At 59.8% G+C, this 25,898-nt stretch carries 20 protein-coding genes and 1 riboswitch; of the genes, 11 read left to right on the top strand and 9 right to left on the bottom strand.

From position 1 onward, the window contains the following. Nucleotides 1-87 precede the first annotated feature (87 nt). Entirely contained in the window at nucleotides 88-903 is an 816-nt protein-coding gene (locus SGN16_RS24385) for a M48 family metallopeptidase (protein WP_210640799.1), read from the top strand. A 141-nt stretch (nucleotides 904-1,044) separates the two neighbouring features. Here SGN16_RS24385 and SGN16_RS24380 read toward each other — a convergent pair whose 3' ends face one another. From SGN16_RS24380 to SGN16_RS24370, 3 genes are all read right to left on the bottom strand, one after another. Further along, on the bottom strand, nucleotides 1,045-1,629 hold the full coding sequence (locus tag SGN16_RS24380; RefSeq protein ID WP_210640797.1) for a TMEM165/GDT1 family protein: 585 nt from the start codon (nucleotides 1,627-1,629) through the stop codon (nucleotides 1,045-1,047). Between the two features lie 90 nt (nucleotides 1,630-1,719). Next, nucleotides 1,720-1,840: riboswitch (yybP-ykoY riboswitch) on the bottom strand. 50 nt (nucleotides 1,841-1,890) lie between these two features. After that, nucleotides 1,891-2,889 carry a class I SAM-dependent methyltransferase gene (locus SGN16_RS24375; protein WP_210640795.1) on the bottom strand — a complete coding sequence of 333 codons (999 nt, stop codon included), beginning with the start codon at nucleotides 2,887-2,889 and terminating at the stop codon, nucleotides 1,891-1,893. A gap of 33 nt (nucleotides 2,890-2,922) precedes the next feature. Continuing rightward, the gene (locus SGN16_RS24370; RefSeq protein WP_210640793.1) at nucleotides 2,923-3,888 is read right to left on the bottom strand and encodes a 2-hydroxyacid dehydrogenase; all 966 of its coding nucleotides are present in this window, start codon (nucleotides 3,886-3,888) and stop codon (nucleotides 2,923-2,925) included. 145 nt (nucleotides 3,889-4,033) lie between these two features. On the opposite strand from SGN16_RS24370, the gene SGN16_RS24365 reads away from it, so the two are divergent. The 6 genes from SGN16_RS24365 to SGN16_RS24340 all read left to right on the top strand — a co-directional run bounded on the left by SGN16_RS24365 (nucleotide 4,034) and on the right by SGN16_RS24340 (nucleotide 13,738). Further along, nucleotides 4,034-4,663: a LysE family transporter gene (locus SGN16_RS24365; protein ID WP_210640791.1), complete on the top strand. Its 630-nt coding sequence runs from the start codon at nucleotides 4,034-4,036 to the stop codon at nucleotides 4,661-4,663. Between the two features lie 143 nt (nucleotides 4,664-4,806). Beyond that, on the top strand, nucleotides 4,807-6,489 hold the full coding sequence (locus SGN16_RS24360; protein ID WP_210640789.1) for a fatty acid--CoA ligase: 1,683 nt from the start codon (nucleotides 4,807-4,809) through the stop codon (nucleotides 6,487-6,489). Nucleotides 6,490-6,822: 333 nt separating this feature from the next. Then, on the top strand, nucleotides 6,823-8,676 hold the full coding sequence (locus SGN16_RS24355; protein WP_335945583.1) for a DUF1302 domain-containing protein: 1,854 nt from the start codon (nucleotides 6,823-6,825) through the stop codon (nucleotides 8,674-8,676). 24 nt (nucleotides 8,677-8,700) lie between these two features. Beyond that, a complete protein-coding gene (locus SGN16_RS24350) occupies nucleotides 8,701-10,065 on the top strand; it encodes a DUF1329 domain-containing protein (protein ID WP_210640785.1) in 1,365 nt (454 codons plus the stop codon). Nucleotides 10,066-10,306: 241 nt separating this feature from the next. Then, complete coding sequence (locus SGN16_RS24345) at nucleotides 10,307-13,045, top strand: LuxR C-terminal-related transcriptional regulator (RefSeq protein ID WP_210640783.1); 2,739 nt, start codon at nucleotides 10,307-10,309, stop codon at nucleotides 13,043-13,045. 192 nt (nucleotides 13,046-13,237) lie between these two features. Continuing rightward, entirely contained in the window at nucleotides 13,238-13,738 is a 501-nt protein-coding gene (locus SGN16_RS24340; protein WP_210640781.1) for a methylated-DNA--[protein]-cysteine S-methyltransferase, read from the top strand. 307 nt (nucleotides 13,739-14,045) lie between these two features. Here the strand turns inward: SGN16_RS24340 and SGN16_RS24335 are convergent, their stop codons facing one another. Then, nucleotides 14,046-14,480, bottom strand: coding sequence for a DUF1043 family protein (locus SGN16_RS24335; protein ID WP_025215418.1), 435 nt, complete (start codon nucleotides 14,478-14,480; stop codon nucleotides 14,046-14,048). Nucleotides 14,481-14,627: 147 nt separating this feature from the next. Between SGN16_RS24335 and SGN16_RS24330 the strand changes: the two genes are divergently transcribed. From SGN16_RS24330 to zapE, 3 genes are all read left to right on the top strand, one after another. Continuing rightward, complete coding sequence (locus tag SGN16_RS24330) at nucleotides 14,628-15,257, top strand: alpha/beta fold hydrolase (protein WP_210645405.1); 630 nt, start codon at nucleotides 14,628-14,630, stop codon at nucleotides 15,255-15,257. A gap of 24 nt (nucleotides 15,258-15,281) precedes the next feature. Beyond that, nucleotides 15,282-16,637, top strand: a complete 1,356-nt coding sequence (locus SGN16_RS24325; RefSeq protein ID WP_335945582.1) for a tryptophan--tRNA ligase — start codon at nucleotides 15,282-15,284, stop codon at nucleotides 16,635-16,637. Between the two features lie 101 nt (nucleotides 16,638-16,738). Continuing rightward, nucleotides 16,739-17,833, top strand: a complete 1,095-nt coding sequence (gene zapE, locus SGN16_RS24320) for a cell division protein ZapE (protein ID WP_335945581.1) — start codon at nucleotides 16,739-16,741, stop codon at nucleotides 17,831-17,833. Nucleotides 17,834-17,914: 81 nt separating this feature from the next. Here zapE and SGN16_RS24315 read toward each other — a convergent pair whose 3' ends face one another. The 5 genes from SGN16_RS24315 to SGN16_RS24295 all read right to left on the bottom strand — a co-directional run bounded on the left by SGN16_RS24315 (nucleotide 17,915) and on the right by SGN16_RS24295 (nucleotide 24,387). Beyond that, on the bottom strand, nucleotides 17,915-18,910 hold the full coding sequence (locus SGN16_RS24315) for an asparaginase (RefSeq protein ID WP_335945580.1): 996 nt from the start codon (nucleotides 18,908-18,910) through the stop codon (nucleotides 17,915-17,917). A gap of 73 nt (nucleotides 18,911-18,983) precedes the next feature. After that, nucleotides 18,984-20,195 (bottom strand): hypothetical protein, encoded by a 1,212-nt coding sequence (locus SGN16_RS24310; protein WP_335945579.1) that lies wholly within the window; start codon nucleotides 20,193-20,195, stop codon nucleotides 18,984-18,986. A gap of 15 nt (nucleotides 20,196-20,210) precedes the next feature. Continuing rightward, entirely contained in the window at nucleotides 20,211-21,098 is an 888-nt protein-coding gene (locus tag SGN16_RS24305) for a nitrilase family protein (RefSeq protein WP_335945578.1), read from the bottom strand. Between the two features lie 189 nt (nucleotides 21,099-21,287). Further along, nucleotides 21,288-23,234, bottom strand: coding sequence for an FAD-dependent oxidoreductase (locus SGN16_RS24300; protein WP_335945577.1), 1,947 nt, complete (start codon nucleotides 23,232-23,234; stop codon nucleotides 21,288-21,290). A 256-nt stretch (nucleotides 23,235-23,490) separates the two neighbouring features. Beyond that, entirely contained in the window at nucleotides 23,491-24,387 is an 897-nt protein-coding gene (locus tag SGN16_RS24295; RefSeq protein WP_335945617.1) for a GlxA family transcriptional regulator, read from the bottom strand. Nucleotides 24,388-24,630: 243 nt separating this feature from the next. Between SGN16_RS24295 and SGN16_RS24290 the strand changes: the two genes are divergently transcribed. Beyond that, entirely contained in the window at nucleotides 24,631-25,767 is a 1,137-nt protein-coding gene (locus tag SGN16_RS24290) for an acyl-CoA dehydrogenase family protein (protein WP_210640775.1), read from the top strand. The last annotated feature ends 131 nt before the right edge of the window (nucleotides 25,768-25,898 follow it).

Raw genomic sequence — 25,898 nt, 5'->3', positions numbered from 1 at the left:
AAAAAAATGCAGTCCCTGACTGCTGTGTATCTGGCGCGGATACAAATCACCGCCTAGGATACGCCCACGTTTCCAGGGAGCTTCTAAATGAACAAGATTTTGATGGTGAGTGCATTGAGCGCAGGGTTGCTGCTTGCCGGTTGCCAGTCGGTCAACACCACCAGCGGTGGGGCCGTGGGCGTTGAGCGCAAACAGTACATGTTCAGCATGCTGTCGACTGATGAGGTCAACCAGATGTATGCGCAGTCCTATCAGAAGACCATGGGCGAGGCGAGCGCCAAGGGTGTGCTGGACAAGACCAGTAGCGATGCCAAGCGTATCCAGGTCATCGCTGACCGGCTGATTGCCCAGGCCCCGATATTCCGTCCGGATTCGGCGCAATGGAACTGGGAAGTGAACCTGATCAAGAGCGACGAGCTCAACGCCAACTGTGGTCCTGGCGGCAAGATCATGTTTTACACTGGCTTGATCGACCAGCTTAAGCTGACTGACGCTGAAATCGCGGCGATCATGGGCCATGAAATCGCCCACGCCCTGCGTGAGCATGGTCGTGAGGCGATGTCCAAGGCCTATGGCATCGAGATGGCCAAGCAGGGCGCCGGTGCCTTGTTCGGCCTGGGCCAGGATAGCCTGGCGTTGGCCGACACCGTTGCCAACTACGGCATGACCCTGCCCAACAGCCGCGGCAACGAGAACGAAGCCGACCTGATCGGCCTTGAACTGGCCGCCCGGGCCGGTTACGACCCGAATGCCGCGATCACCTTGTGGAACAAGATGAGCAAGGCATCGGAAGGGGCGCCACCGGAGTTCATGAGCACTCACCCTTCGTCGAGCAGCCGGATCGCTTCGTTGCAGGCGGCGATTCCAAAGGTGATGCCGCTTTATCAGCAGGCCAAGAAGTAAGCTTCACCCTGCGGTGAGGCGGCAGGCCTCATCGCGAGCAAGCTCGCTCCCACAGAGCTCCGCAGTGAACACAACTCTGTGAACACCCGCAGCCCCTGTGGGAGCGAGCTTGCTCGCGATGAACGATAACGCGGTATCAGATCAAACCCACCCACTGCTCTGCATCGCCTTGTACACCGCCACGATTGCCAGGACGAAAAATGCCGAGGCGGCCAGGCGGCGGATCAGCGTCAGGGGCAGCTTCTCGGCGGCGAAATTGCCCGCCAGTACTACCGGCACGTTGGCAATCAGCATGCCCACGGTGGTGCCAATGATCACCAGCCACAGCTCCGGGTATTGCGCGGCGAGCATCACCGTGGCGATCTGGGTCTTGTCGCCGATTTCCGCGAGGAAGAACGCAATCAGCGTGGTGACGAAGGGGCCGAACTTGCGCGCCGTATTGGCTTCTTCGTCGTCCAGCTTGTCCGGGACCAGGGTCCATAGCGCGGTGGCCGTGAAGCTTGCTGCCAGGATCCAGTGCAAGACCGCGTTGGAGAAAAACCCGCTGACCCAGGCCCCCACCGCCCCGGCTGCGGCATGGTTGGCCAGGGTCGCGGCAACGATGCCGGCAATGATCGGCCAGGGTTTGCGAAAGCGAGCCGCAAGGATGAGCGCGAGCAATTGCGTCTTGTCGCCGATTTCGGCCAGCGCAACGATAGCGGTAGGTACGAGGAGAGAGTCCAGCATCAGGTGATTCCTAAAGGGGCGGGTCGACACGGCTATGACACGTACAGCCTTCCCGCCCCGGGTAAGGTGTGCGTGTCATAGGTCTTGTCAAACCCAGCGGCCATCTGTGTGGACGCTTGGGCCGCATACGCCATGGTCTGCTGACCAAGTATGTTGACGTATGCCGGGCGAGCATGGCGCTCGCGGGAGACTACTCCCCTAGGACGGAGCGGATTCTGCCTAGGCAAATCCGATTGGGCAAGTGCTGTCTCTTAAAAAACGTCAGCCGCGCTTGGCTCGGTAGATACGAAAACCCTGACCCTCGGCCTTGATCGCACACACGCCCAAATGCTCCTCGATCAGAGGCTGGTACTTGAGGAAGCTGTTCGCCACCAATCGCAGTTCGCCGCCGTTTTTCAGATGTTTGGCCGCTTTTCGCAACAGGTTTTCCGTGGCCTGGTAATCGGTGTGCACGCCGACATGAAACGGTGGGTTGCTCAGGATCGCACTCAAGCCCATCGGTGCGGCGTCGATACCGTCGCCGGTCAGCACCTCGGCTTCCAGGCCGTTGGCGGCCAGGGTCAGGCGGCTGCTGGCGGCGGCGAACGCGTCCACATCCAGCAGCGTCACAGTGTTGTGCGGGTAGCGCCGCTTGACCGCCGCCCCCAGTACGCCAGCCCCGCAACCGAAGTCCAGCAAATGGCCGCTGGGCAGTTTATCCAGGTGCTCCAACAGCAGTGCACTGCCGCGATCCAGGCGGCCATGGCTGAACACCCCCGGCAGGCTGATGACCTTCAGTGGGCCTTCGGCCAGGGGCAACTCGTAGGTTTGGGCCAGGCTTTCCAGCGGCTTGGCCTCGGGCGCATCGGCGACGGTGACCTGCCATAGCTGGCAATGCCGTGCGCTGTCGAGCTTGCGCGGCTTGCCGAACGGGTTGAGTTGCTTGGACGCGCCCTCGATGCCGCTCCGTTTTTCCCCCACCAGGTACACCTCGCGCCCGGCCAGGCGCGCGGCCACGGCATTGAGGATGTAATCGGTCAGGTCCTTGGCCTTGGGCAGGAACACCACGGCGGTGTCGAACCCACGCTCTGGGACGTTCACGCCAAACTGGCTGCGCTCGGGAAAACGGGCGTCCAGCGCCGCCTGATCGCCGGCGTGCCAGCACCAGCCATGGGCCTCGGGCAGGCGACCGAGCAGATCGTCGGCGGGCAGGCCGGCCAGCAAGACCGAACCCTGGAATAACTCGGCCTGACGAAGCAGTACTTCACTGCGCGGATCCATGGTCTGCTCCTTGAAAAAAAGTGCGGCAGTTTATCAACTGACGACCCGCCGCGCTGCAGCGCTGAAAAAGCCCTGGGCGTTCTCGGTCAGTTGACCGACGATCCGTTGCCGCGCCTCGCGGCTGCCCCAGGCGTTGTGGGGCGTGACGATCAGCCGGGGAATGTCGGCGGCCAGCAACGGGTTGCCCAGGGTCGGCGGCTCCACGCTCAGCACGTCGGTGGCTGCGCCGCCCAGATGGCCGTTGCGCAGTGCCTCGGCCAGGGCCTGTTCGTCGATCAGGCCGCCACGGGCGGTGTTGACCACAAAGGCGCCGGGTTTGAGCAGCGCCAATTCCCGGGCACCGATGAAGTGTCGGGTGTGTTCGTTGAGTGGGCAATGCAGGGTCAGCGCATCGACTTGCGGCAGCAGTTGCTCCAGCGGCACGCGGTCAGGGCGGGCAGGGCGCCCGGGAACCTGCCCCAGCAGCACGCGCATGCCAAAGGCTTCGGCCAATCGCGCGACGGCGCTGCCCAGTTCGCCATGCCCCAGCAAGCCAAGGGTTTTGCCTTGCAGTTCGACAATCGGATAGTCCAGCAGGCAGAACTGCGAGGCCTGTTGCCAACGACCTTCGCCTACGGCTTTCTGATAGTCGGCCAGGCGTGTCGCGAGGTTCAGCAGCAACATGATTGTGTGCTGGGCCACCGACGGCGTGCCGTAGCCCTGGCAATTGCACACCGTGATGCCGTGTTGGCGGGCGGCGACCAGGTCGACATTGTTGGTGCCGGTGGCGCTGATCAGGATCAGTTTCAGCTCAGGGCTGGCGGCCATCGCAGCCGCGTCGATCACGACTTTGTTGGTGATCGCCACTGTGGCGCCCTTGAGCCGTTCGGTCACCTGATCCGGTGTGGTCCGGGCAAACAACTGCAGTTCGCCGAAGCAATTGCGCAACGGGGCCAGGTCTAGATCGCCAAGGTCCAGGGAAGGGTGGTCGAGGAAAACTGCGCGGGCGGTATTCGTCATCAGCTGTACCTTTTATCTGAAGAATCGAAAGCGTAATGTGGCGAGCCTATCAGATGGACTGTGGTCGGTCGGGCTCGAATGTTGGGGTCCATTTGCCCCAGGAATTGATGTTCGTTTCAAGATTGAGTCAGCCAAGGAGCCCCCCATGTACCTCGCCGAATTCCTCACCGTCGCCCTGATCCACCTGCTGGCCGTCGCCAGTCCCGGCCCGGACTTTGCCGTGGTGGTGCGTGAAAGCGTGACCCATGGCCGACGTGCCGGGACCTGGACGGCGCTGGGCGTCGGCACGGCGATCTTCCTGCACGTGGGGTATTCGCTGCTGGGTATCGGCCTGATCGTGTCCCAATCGATCGTGTTGTTCAACGCGTTGAAATGGGCCGCTGCGGCCTACCTGCTGTACATCGGCTTCAAGGCGTTGCGCGCGCAACCGGCCAAGCCGACGGCAGACAACCTGCACCAGGAGGTTGGCGAACGTACCGCCCGCGGCGCGTTCACCTCGGGCTTTGTCACCAATGGCCTGAACCCCAAGGCCACGCTGTTCTTCCTCTCGCTGTTCACCGTGGTGATCAACCCTCACACACCCCTGGCGATCCAGGCCGGTTACGGCGTGTACCTGGCGGTTGCGACGGCGGCCTGGTTCTGCCTGGTGGCCATGTTGTTCAGCCAGCAGCGGGTGCGCGCCGGCTTTGCCCGCATGGGCCATTGGTTCGACCGGACCATGGGTGCGGTACTGGTGGCTATCGGCGTGAAGCTGGCGTTTACCGAGATGCACTGACGGGCCCCATCGCTGCACGGGGATGGCTCAAGGCTAGTATTTGCACGCTGATCAAATCATTCCTTTGGCTGATTTGATCCGTGTATAAGCACTCTAGAGTGCTTCACTCCAGCCAAGACCGTGCAGTCAGAAAAGGGACTCTTATGTTGCAGACTCGCGTTATTCCTCCAGCCGAAGGCGCTTATCAATACCCGCTGCTGATCAAGCGGCTGCTGATGTCCGGGGCGCGCTACGAGAAAACCCGCGAGATCATCTACCGTGACCAGTTGCGCTACAGCTATCCAACGCTGATCGAACGGGTCGCGCGGCTGGCCAATGTGCTGACCGAGGCCGGGGTCAAGGCCGGTGATACCGTGGCGGTGATGGACTGGGACAGCCATCGTTACCTGGAATGCATGTTCGCGATCCCGATGATCGGCGCGGTGATTCATACCATCAACGTGCGCCTGTCACCGGAGCAGATCGTCTACACCATGAACCACGCCGAGGACCGCTTCGTGCTGGTCAACAGCGAGTTCCTCGGCTTGTACCAGGCAATCGCCGGGCACCTGACCACGGTGCAGAAGACCCTGCTGCTGACCGACCTGCCGGAAAAAACCGCCGACCTGCCGAACCTGGTGGGCGAATACGAACAACTGCTCGCCGCTGCCAGCCCCGTCTACGATTTCCAGGATTTCGACGAAAACTCCGTCGCCACCACGTTCTACACCACCGGCACCACGGGTAACCCCAAGGGCGTGTATTTCACCCATCGGCAACTGGTGCTGCACACCATGGGCGTGGCGACGATCATGGGGTCCATCGACAGCGTGCGCCTGCTGGGCACCAACGACGTGTACATGCCGATCACGCCGATGTTCCATGTACACGCCTGGGGTTTGCCCTACGTGGCGACCATGCTCGGGCTCAAGCAGGTCTATCCCGGCCGCTACGATCCCGAGTTCCTGGTGCAGCTGTGGCGCAAGGAAAAGGTCACCTTTTCCCATTGCGTCCCGACCATCCTGCAAATGGTCCTCAACGCCAAGGGTGCCCAGGACACCGATTTCGGTGGCTGGAAAATCGTCATCGGCGGCAGCGCCCTGAACCGCAGCCTGTACGAAGCGGCCAAGGCCAAGGGGATCCAGCTCACTGCCGCCTATGGCATGTCGGAAACCGGCCCGCTGGTGTCCTGCGCTCACCTCAACGACGAACTGATGGCCGGTAGCGAAGACGAACGCACTACCTATCGGATCAAGGCTGGCGTGCCGGGGCCGTTGGTGGAGGCGGCGATCGTCGACGCCGAGGGCCGTTTCCTGCCCGCCGACGGCGAGACCCAGGGCGAACTGGTGCTGCGTGCGCCGTGGCTCACCGAGGGTTATTTCAACGAGCCGCAGAAGGGCGCCGAGCTCTGGGCCGGGGGCTGGCTGCACACCGGTGACGTCGCCACGCTGGACAACATGGGCTTTATCGACATCCGCGATCGCATCAAGGACGTGATCAAGACCGGTGGCGAATGGGTCTCCTCCCTGGACCTCGAAGACCTCATCAGCCGGCACGTGGCGGTACGTGAAGTAGCAGTGGTGGGTATTCCCGATCCGCAGTGGGGCGAGCGGCCATTTGCCTTGCTGGTGATTCGCGAAGGGCACCAGATCGGGGCTCGTGAGCTCAAGGAGCACCTCAAGCCGTTCGTCGAGCTGGGGCACCTGAGCAAGTGGGCGATCCCGAGCCAGATCGCTCTTGTTACGGAAATTCCCAAGACCAGCGTCGGCAAACTCGACAAGAAGCGTATCCGCGTTGACATCACCGAATGGCAGAGCAACAACAGCACCTTCCTCTCGACGCTTTAAACGCGTTTACCGCGCCCGAAAGGGCGCGGTAGCCCCACCAAGCAAGCGCTTGTCTTGTCAAATCGGAAATTTCAGCCATCCTTGCCGTGCCGACATCTGTCGGCCTGGCAATGGACTGTTCCAGAGTGGTCGAGGCGATAAATCACACTTTAGAGGGATCAAGCCGTACTACCTGCTGGCTATAGTCCGCGTAAGAATTTTCAAAAACGGGACGCACGTACTAAACGGGCGCTGCGACTTTGAACGGAGGGCGGGAGGTGTCGTTTCCAACCGTTGAAAGGGTTCTTTGAAAATCCTGTCTGCCATAACAATAAAGCACATGGAGTAGCGTCGATGACCACAGCAAATACGTTCTGGCGCCGGGCAAAACTGCCTTTGGCGGTCAGTCTTGCCTCTTCGCTCGCCGGCCCAGCATTCGGCGTCAGTTTCAACATCGGTGAAATCGAAGGCCAGTTCGACTCGTCCCTGTCGGTGGGGGCGAGCTGGTCCACGGCCAATGCCAACAAGGACCTGATCGGCGTCAACAACGGAGGTCGCGGTCTGTCGCAGACTTCCGATGACGGTCACTTGAACTTCAAGCGCGGGGAAACCTTCTCGAAAATCTTCAAGGGTATCCATGACCTGGAACTGAAGTACGGCGATACCGGCGTGTTTGTGCGCGGCAAATACTGGTACGACTTTGAGCTCAAAGACGAAAACCGCCTGTACAAGGACATCAGTGACAACAACCGCAAGGAAGGCGCCAAGTCGTCCGGCGGGCAGATCCTCGATGCGTTCGTCTACCACAATTACTCCATTGCCGATCAGCCAGGGGCGGTCCGCCTGGGCAAGCAGGTCGTCAGTTGGGGGGAAAGTACCTTCATCCAAGGCGGCATCAACTCCATCAACCCGATCGATGTGTCCGCGTTCCGTCGCCCTGGTGCCGAGGTCAAGGAAGGGCTGATCCCGGTCAACATGTTCTACGTGTCCCAGAGCCTGACCGACAATCTGTCGGCTGAAGCTTTCTACCAGTTGGAGTGGGACCAGACGGTTGTCGATAACTGCGGGACGTTCTTCTCCCAGCCGGATGTTATTGCCGACGGCTGTACGGATAACCTGCGGGTGTTGAATAAACGTTCCACTATTCCTGGCTTCGCCTTGCCGCTCCTGACTGCAAACGGCGTGGATGTGAATGAGGAAGGCGTACTGGTGCGCCGCGGTGCCGACCGTGACGCCCGCGACAGCGGCCAGTGGGGCGCGTCCTTGAAGTATATGTTCGAGCCGCTGGACACCGAGTTCGGTGCCTATTTCATGAACTATCACAGCCGTGCGCCGATTTTTAGCGCTACCGGCGCCTCGCAGGCGGTCTATAACAGTGCGCCGCTTTTTGGCCAACTGGCGCCGCTGATCGTGGCGGGTAACTCGAAATATTTCGTCGAATATCCAGAAGATATCCGCCTCTATGGCTTGAGTTTCTCCACCACCTTGCCTACCGGTACGGCGTGGAGTGGTGAGCTGAGTTATCGTCCGAATGCGCCGGTACAGTTGAGTACCACCGATATCCTGTTCGCGGGTGTGACCCCGCTCCCCGGGCTTGGTAACGCCTCGGTGCTCGATGGCACCCCCGGCCAGGATCTGCATGGCTACCGCCGCAAGGAAATCACCCAGTTCCAGACCACATTCACCCATTTCCTCGACCAGGTCATGGGCGCCAGTCGTCTGACTCTCGTGGGGGAAATCGGCGTCACCCACGTCGGTGGCCTGGAAAGTAAATCCGAGGCTCGCTACGGTCGTGACCCAGTGTTCGGTCCGGGCGAGCTGCCCAATGGTTTCTGCAGCACGCTGAACGCTTCGACCGCCGCAGGTGGCGGCCAGACCAGCAGCGGCGTGAACAGCAACTGCAACAACGACGGCTTCACCACCGCGACCTCCTGGGGCTACCGCGCTCGTGCCATCTGGGAATACCCGGACGTCTTCGCTGGCGTGAACCTCAAGCCTAACGTGGCCTGGTCCCATGACGTCAAAGGCTACTCCCCAGGCCCTGGTGGCAACTTCGAAGAAGGCCGCAAGGCCGTCAGCCTCGGGCTGGATGCCGAGTATCAGAACACCTACAACGCAAGCCTGGCCTACACCAACTTCTTTGGTGGCGACTTCAGCACCGTGGACGATCGCGACTTCCTGGCGCTTAGCGTCGGCGTGACCTTCTAAGCACCGTATTTCAGGACGAACACTATGAAAATAACCAAGAATATGTTGCAGGTCGGTGTTTTGGGGCTATCCCTGCTGGCGGCCAGTGTCATGGCGGCGGTGCCTGCCGCCGAGGCCGACAAACTGGGCAAGAGCCTGACGCCGATGGGCGCGGAAATGGCTGGCAATGCCGATGGGTCGATCTCGGCCTGGAAACCCATGGCCAAGAACGCCGGCGCCGTGGACAGCAAGGGCTTCCTTGCCGACCCATACGCCAGTGAAAAACCGCTGTTCACCATCACCGCACAGAACGTCGAGCAGTACAAAGCCAAGCTCGCGCCGGGCCAGTACGCGATGTTCAAACGTTACCCGGAAACCTTCAAGATGCCGGTCTACCCGACCCATCGCGGCGCCACCGTGCCGGATGAAGTGTTTGCTTCCATCAAGAAAAACGCGGTCAACACCAAGCTGGTGTCCGGTGGCAACGGCCTGGAGAACTTCGAGACGGCCGTGCCGTTCCCGATTCCCCAGAGCGGTGTGGAAGTGATCTGGAACCACATCACCCGTTATCGCGGTGGCAGCGTGACCCGCCTGGTGACCCAGGCCACGCCGCAACCCAATGGCTCCTACAGCCTGGTGTACTTCCGCGACCAGTTCGTGTTCCGCGACAAGATGAAGGATTTCGATCCGGCCAACCCTGGCAACATCCTGTTCTACTTCAAGCAGCAAGTGACCGCGCCGGCGCGCCTGGCCGGTGGCGTGCTGCTGGTGCACGAAACCCTCGACCAAGTGAAGGAACCTCGTTCGGCCTGGGTCTACAACGCCGGCCAACGCCGTGTGCGCCGTGCCCCGCAAGTGTCCTATGACGGCCCGGGTACCGCCGCCGATGGCCTGCGTACCTCCGACAACCTGGACATGTACAACGGTGCGCCGGACCGCTACGACTGGAAGCTGGAAGGCAAGAAAGAGCTGTACATCGCGTCCAACAGCTACAAGATCGATTCGCCGCAGCTCAAGTACGACGACATCATCAAGGCCGGCCACATCAACCAGGATCTGGCGCGCTACGAGCTACGTCGGGTCTGGCATGTGACCGCGACCTTGAAGGAAGGCCAGCGCCACATCTACGCCAAGCGTGACTTCTACATCGACGAAGACACCTGGCAAGCGGCGGTGATCGACCATTACGACGGTCGTGGCCAACTGTGGCGCGTCGCCGAGGCCCATGCCGAGAACTACTACGACAAGCAAGTGCCGTGGTACGCCCTGGAAACCCTCTACGACTTGCAGTCTGGCCGCTACCTGGCCCTGGGCATGAAAAACGAAGAGAAGTCGGCCTACGACTTCGGCTTTACCGCCACCACCGCCGACTTCACCCCGAACGCGCTGCGTCAGGACGGCATCCGCTAAATCGCTTTACCCGAGGCCGCATCCTCGAAGAAACGCCCCGACTGGTTCGGGGCGTTTTTTTTGTCCCATCAGCCAACACAAACTCCGTGGCGTGGGAGCGGTGCCTGGCATTGGCCTTTCAAGTGAATCGTGTTGTAGTCTTTTTGTAGCCATTTGTAGCACTCCCTTCAATACCTCCTCGTTTACGGCTAGTCTGCGGACATCTGCAACGCCGCCACCCGCCTTTCAACAAGAGCCGGCCATGACTGATCTGTCTTCACTTCCGGATTATGCCCGCGCAGCCATTGCGGTACAGGACGGACGATTCTACCGCCCGCCCTTGCCCGACGGTCATGTTGTGCGGCCGCGGTTGTGCGAGCGTTTGAGCGCGGGGCTGGGAGGCCGGTTGCTGTTGGTAAGCGCCCCGGCGGGGTTTGGTAAAAGCTCCCTGGCGGTGGAATTCTGCCAGGGCCTGCCGCCTCACTGGCAAAGCCTCTGGTTGGGGCTCAGTGCCCGGGACAACGACCCAGGGCGTTTTCTGGAGCGGCTGCTCGAAGGCCTCCAGGCGTTCTTTCCGCAGTTGGGAGGGCGGGCGCTGGGGTTGCTGAAAATGCGCCAGCGTCATCAACCCTTCGCTTATGAAGAATGGCTCGACGGTTTGCTCGATGAACTGTCCACGCATCTTTCGCCCGACAAACCCTTGTTGTTGGTGCTCGACGATTACCACCTGGCCCAGAGCTCGGTGCTGGATCGTTGCCTGCAATTCTTCCTCAATCACCTGCCCGATGGCCTGCTGGTATTGGTCACCAGCCGCCAGCGCCCGGACTGGCATCTGGCGCGCCTGCGACTGTCACGGCAGTTGCTCGAACTGAACGAACAGGATCTGCGCCTGACCCACGATGAGGCCCTGACCCTGCTCCAGCATCACAGCAGCTCGCTGCGTGGGGAAGCCCTGGAAAATCTGATCCAGCGCAGCGAAGGCTGGGTGGCCGGGTTGCGTTTCTGGCTGCTGGCGGCCTCCGAAGCCGGTACCGAAGGCTTGCTGCCCCAGGCCTTGCACGGCGGGGAAGGGCTGATTCGCGATTACCTGCTCGAAGAGGTCATCGACTGCCTGCCCGCCGAGGTGCAGGCGTTTCTCTACGATACCGCCCCCCAGGACCGCTTTTGCAGCGAACTGTGCGATGCCGTGCGTGAAGCCCATGACAGCGCGCAAATCCTGGGTTACCTGGCCGCTCATCAAGTGTTCCTGGTGCCGCTGGACGAGCATGGCCACTGGTATCGATATCACCACTTGTTTTCCGACCTGCTGCGCAGTCGGCCCAGCGCGCCGGTCATGGTGCCGGCGGCGACCTTGCACCTGCGGGCCTGTCGCTGGTTCAACGCCCAGGGCCTGATCGACGAGGCCGTGGAGCAGGCCCTGCGGGCCGGGCACCTGGACGTGGCGGCGAACCTGGTGCAGAACCTCTCGGAGGAGCAACTGCTGGCCGAGCAGAACGTCGGCATGTTGCTGCGCTGGAAAATGGACCTGCCCGACAGCCTGCTCATCAGCACACCACGGTTGATCGTGCTCTACAGCTGGGCGCTGGGGCTGGCTTGCCAGCTGGACGCCGCCGAAGAGCTGGCCGCCTACTTGAGTCGCTTCTTGCCAGCCCCCTCGGCCACTGCGCAAAAGTCCATGCTTGCCCAATGGCTGGCCCTCAGCGGGATCGTCGCCCGTGGCCGCGGCGATCGTGAAGCCACCGTGCGGTATTGCACCGAAGCCCTGGAGAGCTTGCCGCACAAACGCTACGGCCAGCGCCTGATGTGCCTGTCCACGCTGTCGAACCTGGCGATTGCCGATGGTGACTTGTGGCGCGCGCGAAACTTGAACCGTGACTCCCTGGAACTGGCTCAACGGGTCGGCAACCCGCTGTTCGAAGCCTTGGCCCATTACGATCGCGCCCGAGTGTTGCAGGCGCGGGGGGAAATCCTGCGGGCACTGGATGAAGTCCACCAGGGCCTGCAACGTTTGCACAAGCTGTCGCCCCAACGGCTCTATGCGGTGCGGGCGCGCCTGACCCTGTACCAGGGCTTCCTGCTCACTTTGCGCATGCAGCCCCAGGCCGGGGTGGCGCGGTTGCAGGCTGGCCTCACCGAAGCCCGGGCTTGCCGCGACATCAGCGTATTGATCGGTCACTGCGTGATCGCCCGTATCGAGGGCTACAACGGCGAATTCGCCCGGGCCTTTGCCGAACTGGCCGAAGCCGAGCGCCTGATGCACATTTGGGACGTTCCACCGATTTACTACCTGGCGATGATTACCCTGGTCAAATGCGAACTCTGGCTGACCCAGGGGCGTACTGACCTGGCCGAAGCCTGGTTGATGCGGTTGGGGCAGACCTATACCGGCGAACAGGCCGCTGCGCCGCCGGAGTTCCACCCGCAATTGCCGCTGCATGTCGAACTGCAGCGGGCGGTGCTGGAGGCCATCCGGGGCCAACCGATGTTGGCCGAGGGGCGGCTCAATGCCTTGCTTGAACACGGCCAGCAGACCGGTCGACAGATGCTCTGCGTGATGGCGCTCAATCAGAAAGTCGCCTTGTTGTTGAGCGTCGGACGCGAACCCGAAGCCCGCCGCACCCTGGCCCAGGCGTTCGAGGCCGCCGCCGGCGGTGTGTTGCAACCCTTTGAATGGTTGCTGGGCGAAGAGCATGGTGAATGGCTGCGCGAACAACTGCTGCAGGCACCACCCAGCACCTTGCGCGAGCATCTGCTCGAGCGCTTGCCCTCGACGGCGGTGCAAGCGGCTGACCCATTGGCACCTGTCGAAACCCTCAGTAGCCGCGAGCGAGCGGTACTGCAACTGATTGCACAAGGCTGTTCGAACCAGGAAATCAGCGAGCAGTTGTTCATCTCGCTGCATACGGTCAAGACGCACGCCAGCCACATCAACAGCAAACTCGGCGTGGAGCGGCGTACCCAGGCTGTGGCGCGGGCGAAGGCGTTGGGGTTGTTAGCGTAAGCGAGGTTCTTGATCCGCAGGGAAACCTGTGGCGAGGGAGCTTGCTCCCGCTGGGTTGCGCCGCAACCCTCCAGGCAGCGAACATGTTTGCCTGACACGCCGCGTCCTCAGGTTTTCAGGGGCGCTTCGCCTCCCCAAGCGAGAGCAAGCGCCCTCGCCACAAAAGTGCTCGGTCTACGATAAGGATGCTCGATGCTACCCCAGTACAAAACCATCCAATCCCCCGTGGGCCAATTGATCCTCGTGGCCCGGGATACAAAACTGGCGGCTATCCTGTGGGAAAACGAGCGGCTCAACCGGGTGCGCCTGGGACCCTTGGAGGAGGACAACCACCATCCGACCCTCAAGGAAACCGAACGCCAGCTCATGGAGTATTTCGCCGGCCAGCGCAGGCGCTTCGATCTGCAATTGGATTTCGTCGGTACGGACTTCCAGACCCGGGTCTGGCAGGCCCTGTTGACTATTCCCTTCGGCGAAACCCGCAGCTACCGCGACATCGCCATCCAGATTGGCCAACCGACTGCGGTACGGGCAGTGGGCGCGGCCAACGGGCGTAACCCCATTTCGATCATCGCCCCGTGTCACCGCGTCATCGGTACCGGCGGCAGCCTCACCGGCTTCGCTGGCGGCCTGGCAGCCAAGCAGTTCCTGCTGAGCCTTGAAGGGCAGCAGAGTCTGCAACTGGCGTTCTGAGGCGACGGTGGGAGTTGTGCTGGCTTTTGGTTGGCGCAGAGTCTGTGAACACTGCGATCAAAAACTGTGGGAGCGAGCTTGCTCGCGATGACGGTTGCACCTTCAACATCGCCGGCCCTGACAGACCGCAATCGCGAGCAGACTCGCTCCCACAGGGCTCTGTGGCAGGCATGGAATCTGTGAGCACTCGCTCCACGGGGACTCTGTACTGGGCGCAGAATGTCTGCAGACCTGACTCCTGGATAACCCAAGCCAAAAAAAGCCCGCCCGATCATGGGATCGGGCGGGCTTTTGGTGTCGCTGAAAATTACTTCTTCAAACCGTAATGCTCATCGAGCATGCCGGGCGAATTGGGGGCCTTGGGGGCATAGTCCCGGGGCGGTTCCTGATCCTTTGGCGGGGTCAGGCGTTCCCGTGGCGCCTGCGCCGCGTCGGCGTGCAGGGCAGCCAGCAGGCGTTGGCGAGTCTGTTCGTCCAGGGCCAGGCGATTGGCACCCTCGGACAAATGATCCTGGACGTCCTGGTAGCTCTGGGTGAGTTTCTTCACCAGAGAAGCGGTGCTGTTGAAATGGGTGACCACTTCATTCTGATAACTGTCGAAACGTTCCTGAATGTCGTCCAGCTGACGTTGCGTGCTGTTGGGCACCGCGTTGGGCAGCAGTCGGGCAAGCAGGAATCCAATGGCGACACCGGCAACCAGGGCAAGAGTCGGCAACAACCAAACTAAGAGCGAGTGTTCCACGAGTCCTTCCTCTATAAACGGCTTTGCTTTACGTTAACGGCTCGGACCTGCGCTGTATACCGCGAAGAACATCGCAATCATGCCAGGCACAGACTTTAGCTAGACGAGTCGACCCTATTCAAGGTCACGGAGTTCTTTACCTTGCTTATGCGCGAAACCCCTGTATTCATCGATGGCCCGGTGGGCCAACTGGAAGCCTTGTACCTGGACAGCGAGGCACCCCGTGGCCTGGCGCTGATCTGCCACCCGAACCCGGTGCAGGGTGGAACCATGCTCAACAAAGTGGTCTCGACCCTGCAGCGCACTGCCCGTGATGCTGGCCTGGTTACGTTGCGTTTCAATTATCGTGGCGTCGGCGCCAGTGCCGGCAGCCATGACATGGGCACTGGTGAAGTCGACGACGCCCAGGCCGCTGCCGATTGGCTGCGGGAAAAATACCCGCAGCTGCCGCTCACCCTGTTCGGTTTTTCGTTTGGTGGTTTTGTCGCCGCAAGCCTTGGCGGACGCCTGGAAGCCCAGGGCCAACCGCTCAAGCACCTGTTCATGGTGGCCCCGGCGGTGATGCGCCTGGACGAGCAATCGCCCTTGCCGATGAGCGGCGAATTGACCGTCATCCAGCCGGAAGCCGATGAAGTGGTCGATCCGCAATTGGTTTACGAATGGTCCGACACGCTCCAGCGCCCCCATGAGCTGCTGAAAGTGGCAGAATGCGGACACTTTTTCCATGGCAAGCTGACCGATCTCAAGGATCTGCTCCTGCCGCGTCTCTCGAATTGACTGCAGTCTGACAAGCGATAACCCATGACGACTCGTACCCGTATCCTGACCGGCATCACCACCACCGGCACCCCGCACCTGGGCAACTACGCCGGCGCCATCCGCCCGGCGATCCTCGCCAGTCGCGACACCAACGCCGATTCGTTCTACTTCCTGGCCGACTACCATGCCCTGATCAAGTGCGATGACCCGCTGCGCATCCAGCGTTCTCGCCTGGAAATCGCTGCGACCTGGCTGGCCGGTGGCCTGGACGTGGACCGCGTGACCTTTTATCGCCAGTCCGATATTCCCGAGATTCCCGAGCTGACCTGGCTGCTGACCTGCGTTGCCGCCAAGGGCCTGCTCAACCGCGCCCACGCCTACAAGGCCTCGGTGGACAAGAACGTCGAGGCCGGCGAAGACCCGGACGCCGGTATCACCATGGGCCTGTACAGCTACCCGGTACTGATGGCCGCCGACATCCTGATGTTCAACGCCCACAAAGTGCCGGTCGGTCGTGACCAGATCCAGCACGTGGAGATGGCCCGGGACATCGGCCAGCGCTTCAATCACCTGTTCGGCCAGGGCAAGGAGTTTTTCACCATGCCCGAGGCGCTGATCGAAGAAAGCGTCGCCACGCTGCCGGGCCTGGATGGCCGCAAGATGTCCAAGAGCTACGACAACACCATCCCGTTGTTCAGCAGCGCCAAGGACATGAAAGACGCGATCTCGCGGATCGTCACCGATTCCCGCGCCCCGGGTGAGGCGAAGGATCCGGACAACTCGCACCTGTTCACCCTGTTCCAGGCCTTCGCCACACCGGCCCAGGCCGATGAGTTCCGCAGCGAACTGTTGCAGGGCCTGGGTTGGGGCGAAGCCAAGAACCGTTTGTTCCAACTGCTCGACAGCGAGCTGGGTGAGGCGCGCGAACGTTATCACCAGTTCATCGAGCGCCCGTCGGACCTTGAAGACATCCTGCAATTGGGCGCGAAAAAAGCCCGGGCCGTGGCGACGCCGTTCCTTAACGAACTGCGTGAAGCCGTTGGCCTGCGGTCGTTTGTCAGCCAGGTCCAGGTTTCGACCAGCACCAAAAAGAAAGCCGCCAAAGCCGCACGCTTCGTGAGCTTTCGTGAAGACGACGGCAGCTTCCGCTTCCGTCTATTGGCGGCCGATGGCGAGCAACTGTTGTTGTCCCGTCACTTTGCCGATGGCAAGACTGCCGGCCAGGTCACCAAGCAATTGCAATCCGGTGAGCCATTGGACGTTCGTAACGATGCGCTGAGTTTCAGTGTCTGGCTGGGCGGCGAGTGCGTGGCAGACAGCCCGGCTTTCGCAGACAGCGCCGCTCGCGACGCGGCCATTGATGCGTTGCAAGTCGCCCTGACGCCTGTCCAAGACTGATCCAGCGCGTAACCCGACCATCGGCTCGAATAAGGGCCGATTGCCATTCCTCTGGGCCATCGCTACAGTGACGGCCCGTTTTTGTTGCCTTGCTAACGAATATGACGCCCCTAGAACGATATCAAGCTGATCTGAAACGCCCGGAGTTTTTCCACGACGCAGCCCAGGAAACGGCGGTGCGGCATTTGCAGCGCCTGTACGATGACTTGGTTGCCGCCTCGAACAACAAACCGGGTCTGTTGGGCAAACTGTTCGGCAGAAAAGACCAGACTCCCGTCAAGGGCCTGTATTTCTGGGGCGGCGTGGGCCGTGGCAAGACCTACCTGGTAGACACTTTCTTCGAGGCGTTGCCGTTCAAGGAAAAAACGCGGACGCACTTCCACCGCTTCATGAAGCGCGTGCACGAAGAAATGAAGACCTTGGGTGGCGAGAAAAACCCGCTGACCATCATTGCCAAGCGGTTTTCTGACGAGACCCGGGTGATCTGCTTCGATGAGTTTTTCGTTTCCGACATCACCGACGCCATGATCCTCGGCACCTTGATGGAAGAACTGTTCAAGAACGGCGTGACCCTGGTCGCCACCTCGAACATCGTGCCCGACGGCCTCTACAAGGATGGCCTGCAACGGGCGCGTTTCCTGCCGGCCATCGCGCTGATCAAGGAACATACCGAGATCGTCAACGTCGACAGCGGTGTGGATTATCGCCTGCGTCACCTTGAGCAAGCCGAGCTTTTCCACTTCCCCCTGGACGCCGCCGCCGAAGAAAGCCTGCGCAAGAGCTTCCGTGCGCTGACCCCGGAATGCACCCAGGCGGTGGAGAACGATGTACTGATCATCGAGAACCGCGAAATCCGCGCCATCCGCACCTGTGACGACGTGGCCTGGTTCGATTTCCGCGAACTGTGCGATGGCCCTCGCAGCCAGAACGACTACATCGAACTGGGCAAGATCTTCCACGCCGTGCTGATTAGCGGCGTCGAACAGATGAGCGTCACCACAGACGACATCGCCCGCCGCTTCATCAACATGGTCGACGAGTTCTACGACCGTAACGTGAAGCTGATCATCTCGGCCGAAGTCGAACTCAAGGACCTCTACACCGGCGGTCGCCTGACGTTCGAATTCCAGCGGACCTTGAGTCGTTTGCTGGAAATGCAATCCCACGAATTCCTGGCTCGGGCGCATAAGCCGTAGGGTGATTCGGATAAAAAAACGGCCTGCGATTGCAGGCCGTTTTTATTTGGCGTCTCCCATTTATCGCCCCCGCCACAAACATTAAGACTGAAACCGGATGTTCTCCTTCAGATATCGGGCCAAATCATCCTGTCGCTGGCAACCAATCAGCAACCACAGGAGGATTCTGGCTTTGCGTGGACAGGCAAAGCCTGCCATCGAAGCGCCTCTACGTCTCAAGTCCATCTCACTCCCCCCGAACCCATAGGTTGAATGCGCCGTAGAGCCGGAGCCACAGCGAGTTGCAATAATGACCGGGATTTTCTTGGCAATGGCATCAATCGCATCAGCCCAGGTTTCAGAAAGGTGTCCCGCACCGAAGCCGGCGATGACCAGCCCGTCATAACCCAGCGTGAGAATGTTTTCCAACAGGAGGGTGTCGGCAGACAGCGAGGCCTGTAGCAGGGCAACTTTCTGTGTTGTGTGTTGCGGCAAGGGCAAGACGTTGCGTGGCAGACTGGGGCGCAGATAGTGAACTGTACCCTCCGACAACAGTCCGGCCAGGCCTACGATTGGTGAAGAAAACGCCTGTAATGCCATCGAGTCGGTTTTGCGAACAGCGTGCGCTGGGTGAATCTGCCCGTTCATTACCACCTGAACGCCACGCCGACGGCTATTGCCGGCCAAGCCAACCCGGCAAGCATCCAGCAGATTTGCCGGTCCGTCGGCCCCTGCCTGGGCTGCAGAGCGCATGGCGCCGGTAAGCACCAACGGTTCGTCGTGATCCCACAGGAGATCGAAAAATGTGGCGGTTTCTTCCAGCGTGTCCGTGCCCTGCGTGATGACAATACCCACGGCACCTTGCTCGATCTGATAGTTCGCCCAACAGAGGACGCTCAATAAAAACTCGAAGTTCAATGAGGCACTGGGCAACATCCCGAGCGTTTCGACGTCTACGTGTGCCAGTGTCGCCAACTCCGGTACCGAAGCCAGCAGGGTTTCGCCGCTGACGGTTGGGACCACTCCTTCGCTGACGGTCCGGGCCCGCATGCTCACGGTGCCACCAAGTGAAGCAATGGCCAGTTTGGGCAGGTCCATGTGATACCTCGTTACTTTGTAGTAGAAATGGCTGTATCCGCTTGAAGCCGCAGTACAGCCGTGGGGGGAGGGCTCAGTTGGCTATCAGGAGTCCGATGAACGGAATGATGAGCAAGGTGCTGATGGCCATGGACAGGACATTTGCGATGAAGGCATGCATGTCGGCCGGTAACCGTTTGGCAATTGCACACGCCAGCGGTGGCGCAATCAGTGCACCCAGCAATGCGCTTGAGGCAATCACCAGCCAACTGCCGCCGTAGCTCAAAATCGCTGCCGGCACCACCGATACCAGCGGAATGTAGGTGGGATACCATCCGCGCAACATCCATTGTCGACGCCAGATCATCACGCCCAGCGCCGAGGTCAATGCCTGTGCACCGATCAGTTGGGGCAACAAACCAGAGCCGTAAACCGGGCTCATCGGGTTCAAGGTGAAAGCCAGCAATGCACCCAATATCAGACCGAGGCTGGCCCATTCATTGCCGAGGAATGGCGCTTCCGAAAAATCTGCCAAGACCCGGCGCAAACCCCAGACGAAACCGTAGTCAGACACCTTGGCGTTGGCGGTTGCTGGTGGCGGTTCGCAGGATTTCCCGGATGCTGGCGACTTCATCAGGCTCGGCAGGTAGCGACAGAGCAGAAACGCAATGACGCTGGCGACAGCCATCCCCGAGACATTCCCGATCACGGCCGGTAATCCAAATGGATGGCAGACGTAATTGACTATCAACAAGCACGTCGGGGTGACGAGCAAAGCGCCCATGATTGCGCCATTGATCGCGACCTTCCAGCCGCCGCCAAACATCAACACCATTGCCGCCGGCAACGAAACAAAAGCGGCAAACGTAGGCTGCCAAGCCGTGGCCGTAACGGTCCAGCCCCACATCAGGTTGCTCAGCAATAGCCCAAGCAGCGAACTGGCGATCAGCCAAGGCCACAGGCCGCTGCCATAGCAGATGGAAAAGCCTTGCCAGGCTTTTCCGGTCCGATTGGCCCGATACGCCAGATACGCTCCGGCGAGCAGCCCAATAGAAGCGAACTCATGTTTATAGAACGCAACCTCGCTGATATCTCCCAGCACCCAGCGTAACCAGGCGCTTGGTTGCGGCAGGTTGGATACCATGTGGCTGTAGTCTGGCCAGTGGGCTGCCCAGGAAGCGCGGTTCGTGAATGAAAGCCAGGTGACCAGTACTATCGCGCCGAGTATTAGCAAAATGATGAAGATATCCAGCGATGATCGGACGGAATGCTGGCGTTGTTCGAGTTTTTCGTTTGTCGTTTCCATTGAACAGTTCCCTTATCAACGCGGCAGACAAGGGTGCTGGGTGTAACCGAGCATTTGATCGTAGAGATCAACCCGACGATCACGGTGCAGATCATTCAAGTTGTTCCAAATGGCCGCGCTACGAGAGCTGGTGAGGTCGATATCGGCATAAAGGACTTCTTGTTGGTCAGCGGAAGCCACCGCACCGATCGGCCAGCCGTTGGTGCCCGCGATCAACGAACAGCCCAGGTAGCGGGCACCTCGCTCTTCACCTATGCGGCTTGCCGCTGCAATAAATACATTGTTTACATGCGCTGCGGTCATCGTCAGGTACGACGCCATGCATTTGCCTGCGTCATCAAACAGAGGCGGTGGCGTCCAGACCCAGTTGTTCAGGCTGCAAATGATGTCTGCGCCTTGCTGGCTGAGAATTCGCGGCACTTCCGGAAACCAGATATCCCAGCAAATCAGCAACCCTATGCGGCCTATCGGTGTGTCAAACACCGGAAAGCCCAGATCACCCGGTGTGAACCACAGTTTCTCCAGGTTCCATAAATGTGCTTTGCGATACTTGCCGATAAAGCCGTCAGGTCCCACTAGCACGCCGGTATTGAAGAGCCGCATACCTTCGCGCTCGGTCAAACCTCCGACCAGGTAAATTTTGTGCCGGCGGGCGAAGTCCATCCAGGCTTGCACGCTCTGCCCGCCGGGGATTGACTCCGAGTGGTCGAACGCATCCTGTCGGTTGCTGAAGAAATAACCGGTACTTGATAACTCGGGCAGGACGATGAGATTCGCTCCGCCGTTCACTGCCTCCAAGGCCAGAGCAAGGCTGCGGTGCAGATTATCCTCGCGATTGCTGATGCCGACCTGGGGGTCGAACTGCACGACTGCTACACGAACAGGACTGGTTGGCTCGCTCATTTTTCGGAAACCTCTTTTTATTGTTATTCACGCTGTTTAATGGCGTGTTCATAAGAGGCGAAGCGGGCGCGGAGCGTAAGTCAGCCGTTTCCGTTTAGGTTGTAGGCAGTCTCCGAAGATGAATGAACGGACCCCTTGGTAGGGGCGGAGCCAATGCACGTCTAGCACGGCTCCAAGGGCAGAGGGACGTCAGGTCGCGGTTTTGTAATGCGGATAGTCGCTCATGGAAAAATCACCATTGAATATCGCAGCGGTTTTGTTGCAGATATGAATGACTGCATCGACGGCACCTCGAAAGCAAGGCTCCGTCCAGCCGGCGTCTACCGAAAATGATTCGCCAGAAAAGTACAGGCCTGAATGATGTCCAAAATCCCGGTTGTACTTCATCAAGCTCACAGCATCGTAATAGGTGCCAGGCCGGTACAATTTTGCGCAACCCAGCGCATTTGTATCGGTCATCCAGCGTTGGACTTTGGCCTGATCGAGCCCGATATAGGGAGAAATTGTCTCGCGCACGTTGGTGCACTTCATGAGTATTCGATCCAGCTCTTTGGCGCACTTGGTCACCAGTTCCTTGTCGGTGAATGAGGCGAGTTTGGTTGCGTCGTCTTCCCACGTGTAGCTAAGGAGAATGCAGTCATAGCTGTAGTTGTCGTTGTAGCGGTAGGTGTAGACATCGTGGATGAAGCTGTCGGTGACGATGGCCTGTGGAATTTTGCTGTTTTTGGAAAGGAACGATTTTTTTAATGGCGCAAAGACCTTGCAACTGGTTTCCCAGTGAGCTGTTTTATAAGCATTGATGGTCTCGAAAGGCAGCATTTGCGCAGTGAAGTTTTCAAGCTCGATGCGCGTTTCGATCAGCCAGGAGGGAAGCGTCATGATGACCGAGTCGAAATCTTCAGAGCGTTGCTGGAGTTGCTCGGGCTGGCTGTGTTTCCAGTTGAAGTGGACGCGGATTTTTTGGTTAGCCAATTTTGTTAGTTTTGTCACGGAGGAATCCGTGAGCAAACCATCGGTCTTTTCGCGGCAGTGTTCGTAGAAGGACTTTTGGGTTTCATCGGTTTTCATGAACAGTAGACACTCGGCCAATGCGGCGAGCCCGACGTAGCGGGGGCTGTCGAAAATCAGCCCCGTGGAGTCGAAAACCGCTTCGCTGTGCAGGTGGGGTGAAGCGAGCGGGTCACCCTTCGGGTCCACCCGACCATGGATCAGTTGCAGGTGGCTGCTGAATCCAAAGATGGCGGTGCGCAGGGGATAAAGAGAGCAGACGTCATAAAATGCACCCCAGCTGCCGTCGCCTATGCCAATCGCGTAGAAGATTGCGGACTCTTCTGCGGACATTCCCATCCCGCCAAAGTCTCCCGGAGAGCGTTCATCCCAGTTTTGTAATACCGGCATACTTACCAGGTCGCGAAACGAAACGCTCTCGTACTTTGCAACAATAGCGGCCCACATGGTTTCCCATCCCGCACTGGCGTAAACCCCTGCGATGTGCCGAGTCATACGGTCGGCAAAGGCTTTCCACTTGGAGTAAACCTTTTGCAACTCTTTGCCGGGAGGCGGTGTGTGGCCGTCTTCATTTTTCCAGATCTGCATTTGTGGGGCCGGTTCACCCCCAAGGCTGCCCTCGCGCAGGAAGATGCCTGTCGAGCGGACCCATTGGCTTCCCGGATTGGCAAAATCCGACGTTGATAAGTCAAAGGTCTTTGCGTAGTAAGCCATCATCGACCGTCCTTCTGTCGGTGGCTCATCAACCTGGTTGAAAAAGGGCATACGCATTGCCCCCATCTCAAAGGGTGTATGGCTTGCGCTGGAGTGTTTGCTTCCGGGAACGGTCAGATGCCTGCCGCCTATGCGCCTGGATTGTTCTATTAAGGTGATGTGGGTGAATCCGCAGCGATAAAGTTCTCTGGCGGCAGTCAAGCCGGTGATGCCGGCGCCTATGATGCAAATCCTGTGTTGTGGATCAGTGGCCGTGGCGATGCCGTTTTTCTGTTCGACCAACGCCCGGTAGTCGAAGCACAAATCGGGTGGGTTTGGAAAGCGAACTGCCCATTTATTGTCCGCCGAGCGCTTGGTTCGAGCGACTTCCTTGGCGGCAGAGGCGGGGTAGTTGTAGCTTGATCCGATGGTCATGGTTGCTCTTCCCTGATGATGTCTTTCAGGGAACGATGGTGCGGTGTTCATGCGGTGGTGTATGTGAGCGAAATCCAGCGCTCGGGCGCTCTGCATTCCGCTTTTTATGTAGGAATGTGCAAAAGGGGGCGACCTTTCCATGCACACACTGCGGACTTGCTCGCGAAGGCGGCGCATCAGTCGACATCAATGTTGAATGTCGGCCCCTTTCGCGAGCAAGCCCGCTCCCACATTGGATTTTGCATTCAGCTCCGATTCACGCCGCCTGCTGAAACTGCTGCCGATACTGGTTCGGCGACAGGTCGGTGTGTTGGCGGAACAGTCGGGCGAAAAAGCTCGCGTCGTCGTACCCGACCTCGTAGCTGATGGTCTTGATGCTCTTGCGGCTGCCGGATAGCAGGCCCTTGGCGGTTTCTATCCGTAGTCGTTGCAGGTAATGCAGTGGTTTGTCGCCGGTGGCGGTCTGGAAGCGGCGCATGAAATTGCGGATGCTCATGCCGTGTTCGCGGGCGACGTCTTCGAAGCGGAACTTGTCGGCGAAGTGTTCTTCGAGCCATTGCTGGATCTGCAGGATGATCACGTCCTGATGCAGTTTCTGACCGCCGAAGCCGATTCTTCCCGGCGAATAATTGCGTTGCACTTCGTACAGGATGTCCCTCGCTACGGCCTGGGCCACGTTGGCGCCGCAGAAGCGTTCGATGAGGTAAATGTACAGGTCGCAGGCCGAGGTCGTGCCGCCGGCGCAGAACAGGTTGTCAGCGTCAGTCAGGTGCTTGTCCTGGTTCAGATGCACCTGGGGGAAGCGTTCCTTGAAGGTGTTGAAGAAACGCCAGTAGGTGGTGGCTTCCTTGCCGTCGAGCAGCCCGGACTCAGCCAGCCAGAATACCCCGGTGGCTTCGCCGCAGAGCACCGCTCCGCGCGCATGCTGTTCCCGCAGCCAGGGCAGGACCTGGGGGTAACGTTGGCAAAGGTTGGCGAAATCGTCCCAGAACGCTGGCAGGATGATTACATCGGTATTTTCCAGGCCGCCATCCACCGGCATGATCACATCGCTGAAGCTGTTCACTGGCTTGCCGTCAGGACTGACCAGGCGGGTTTCGAAGGCCGGTGTCAGGCCGTGGCCCAATTGTTTGCCATAACGCAGGCTGGCCAGATGGAAGAAATCCTTGGCTTGCATGAGGGTGGAAGCGAAAACCCGGTCGATCGCCAGGATGCTGACGCGCCGCAAAGGCGTAGAGGCGTGCATAGACATAATTCATCTTGTTTTTATAGGGGAAAGTGGTCACCAGACGGCTGGATCGTCTTATTTTTTGTCGGATGTGTCCAGTGTCCTGTCGTACATCGCAGGCATAGGCTCTGTTGGATAACCACATTCAACAATAACCAAAGGTGCGCCATGATCCCAAGAACCTTGTTCGCTCCCGAGCACGAACTGTTTCGCGACAGCGTACGAACCTTCCTCGAAAAAGAAGCGGTGCCGTACCACAGTCAGTGGGAAAAACAGGGTCATGTCGATCGCCAACTCTGGAACAAGGCGGGGGAGGCGGGCATGTTGTGCTCGCACCTTCCAGAGGCCTATGGCGGGCTCGACGCAGACTTCCTCTACAGCACGGTAGTGATTGAGGAAATCGGACGCCTGGGGCTGACGGGGATCGGCTTCTCGCTGCATTCCGACATCGTCGCGCCCTACATCCTGCATTACGGCAGTGAAGCGCTGAAGCACAAGTACCTGCCGAAACTGGTGTCTGGGGAGATGGTCACGGCCATCGCCATGACCGAGCCGGGCGCCGGTTCCGACCTGCAAGGCGTAAAGACCACGGCGGTGCTGGACGGTGACGAATACGTCATCAACGGCTCGAAGACCTTCATTACCAACGGTTTCCTGGCTGACCTGGTGATCGTGGTCGCCAAGACCGACCCGAAGGCTGGCGCCAAGGGCACCAGCCTGTTCCTGGTGGAGGCGGGCACGCCTGGCTTTGAAAAGGGCAAGCGCCTGGAAAAAGTCGGAATGAAGGCCCAGGACACGTCGGAATTGTTCTTCCAGGATGTCCGCGTGCCGAAGGAAAACCTGCTTGGCCAGGCAGGAATGGGCTTCGCCTATTTGATGCAGGAGCTACCCCAGGAACGCCTGACCGTCGCCATCGGTGGTCTGGCTTCGGCCGAAGCGGCGCTGCAGTGGACCCTGGACTACACCCGTGACCGCAAGGCGTTCGGCAAATCCATCGCGGACTTCCAGAACACGCGCTTCAAGCTGGCGGAAATGGCCACCGAGATCCAGATCGGCCGGGTTTTCGTCGACCGCTGCCTGGAACTGCACCTGCAAGGCAAGCTCGACGTGCCGACGGCGGCAATGGCCAAGTACTGGGGCACGGACCTGCAATGCAAGGTGCTCGACGAATGCGTGCAGTTGCATGGCGGCTACGGCTTCATGTGGGAATACCCGATTGCCCGGGCGTGGGCGGATGCACGGGTACAGCGGATCTATGCCGGGACCAATGAAATCATGAAGGAGATTATTGCGCGGTCGCTTTGAATTCGCTGTGAGCCTGAGGCCGCCATCGCGAGCAAGCTCGCTCCCACATTGATTTATGCCTGTTCACGATTTTGTGATCGGCACAGAACCCTGTGGGAGCGAGCTTGCTCGCGATTGGGTCTATGAATCAA

It is taken from the genome of Pseudomonas sp. G166 (assembly GCF_037027455.2).
GTDB lineage: Bacteria > Pseudomonadota > Gammaproteobacteria > Pseudomonadales > Pseudomonadaceae > Aquipseudomonas.
This window is presented reverse-complemented; position numbering and strand designations above follow the sequence as displayed.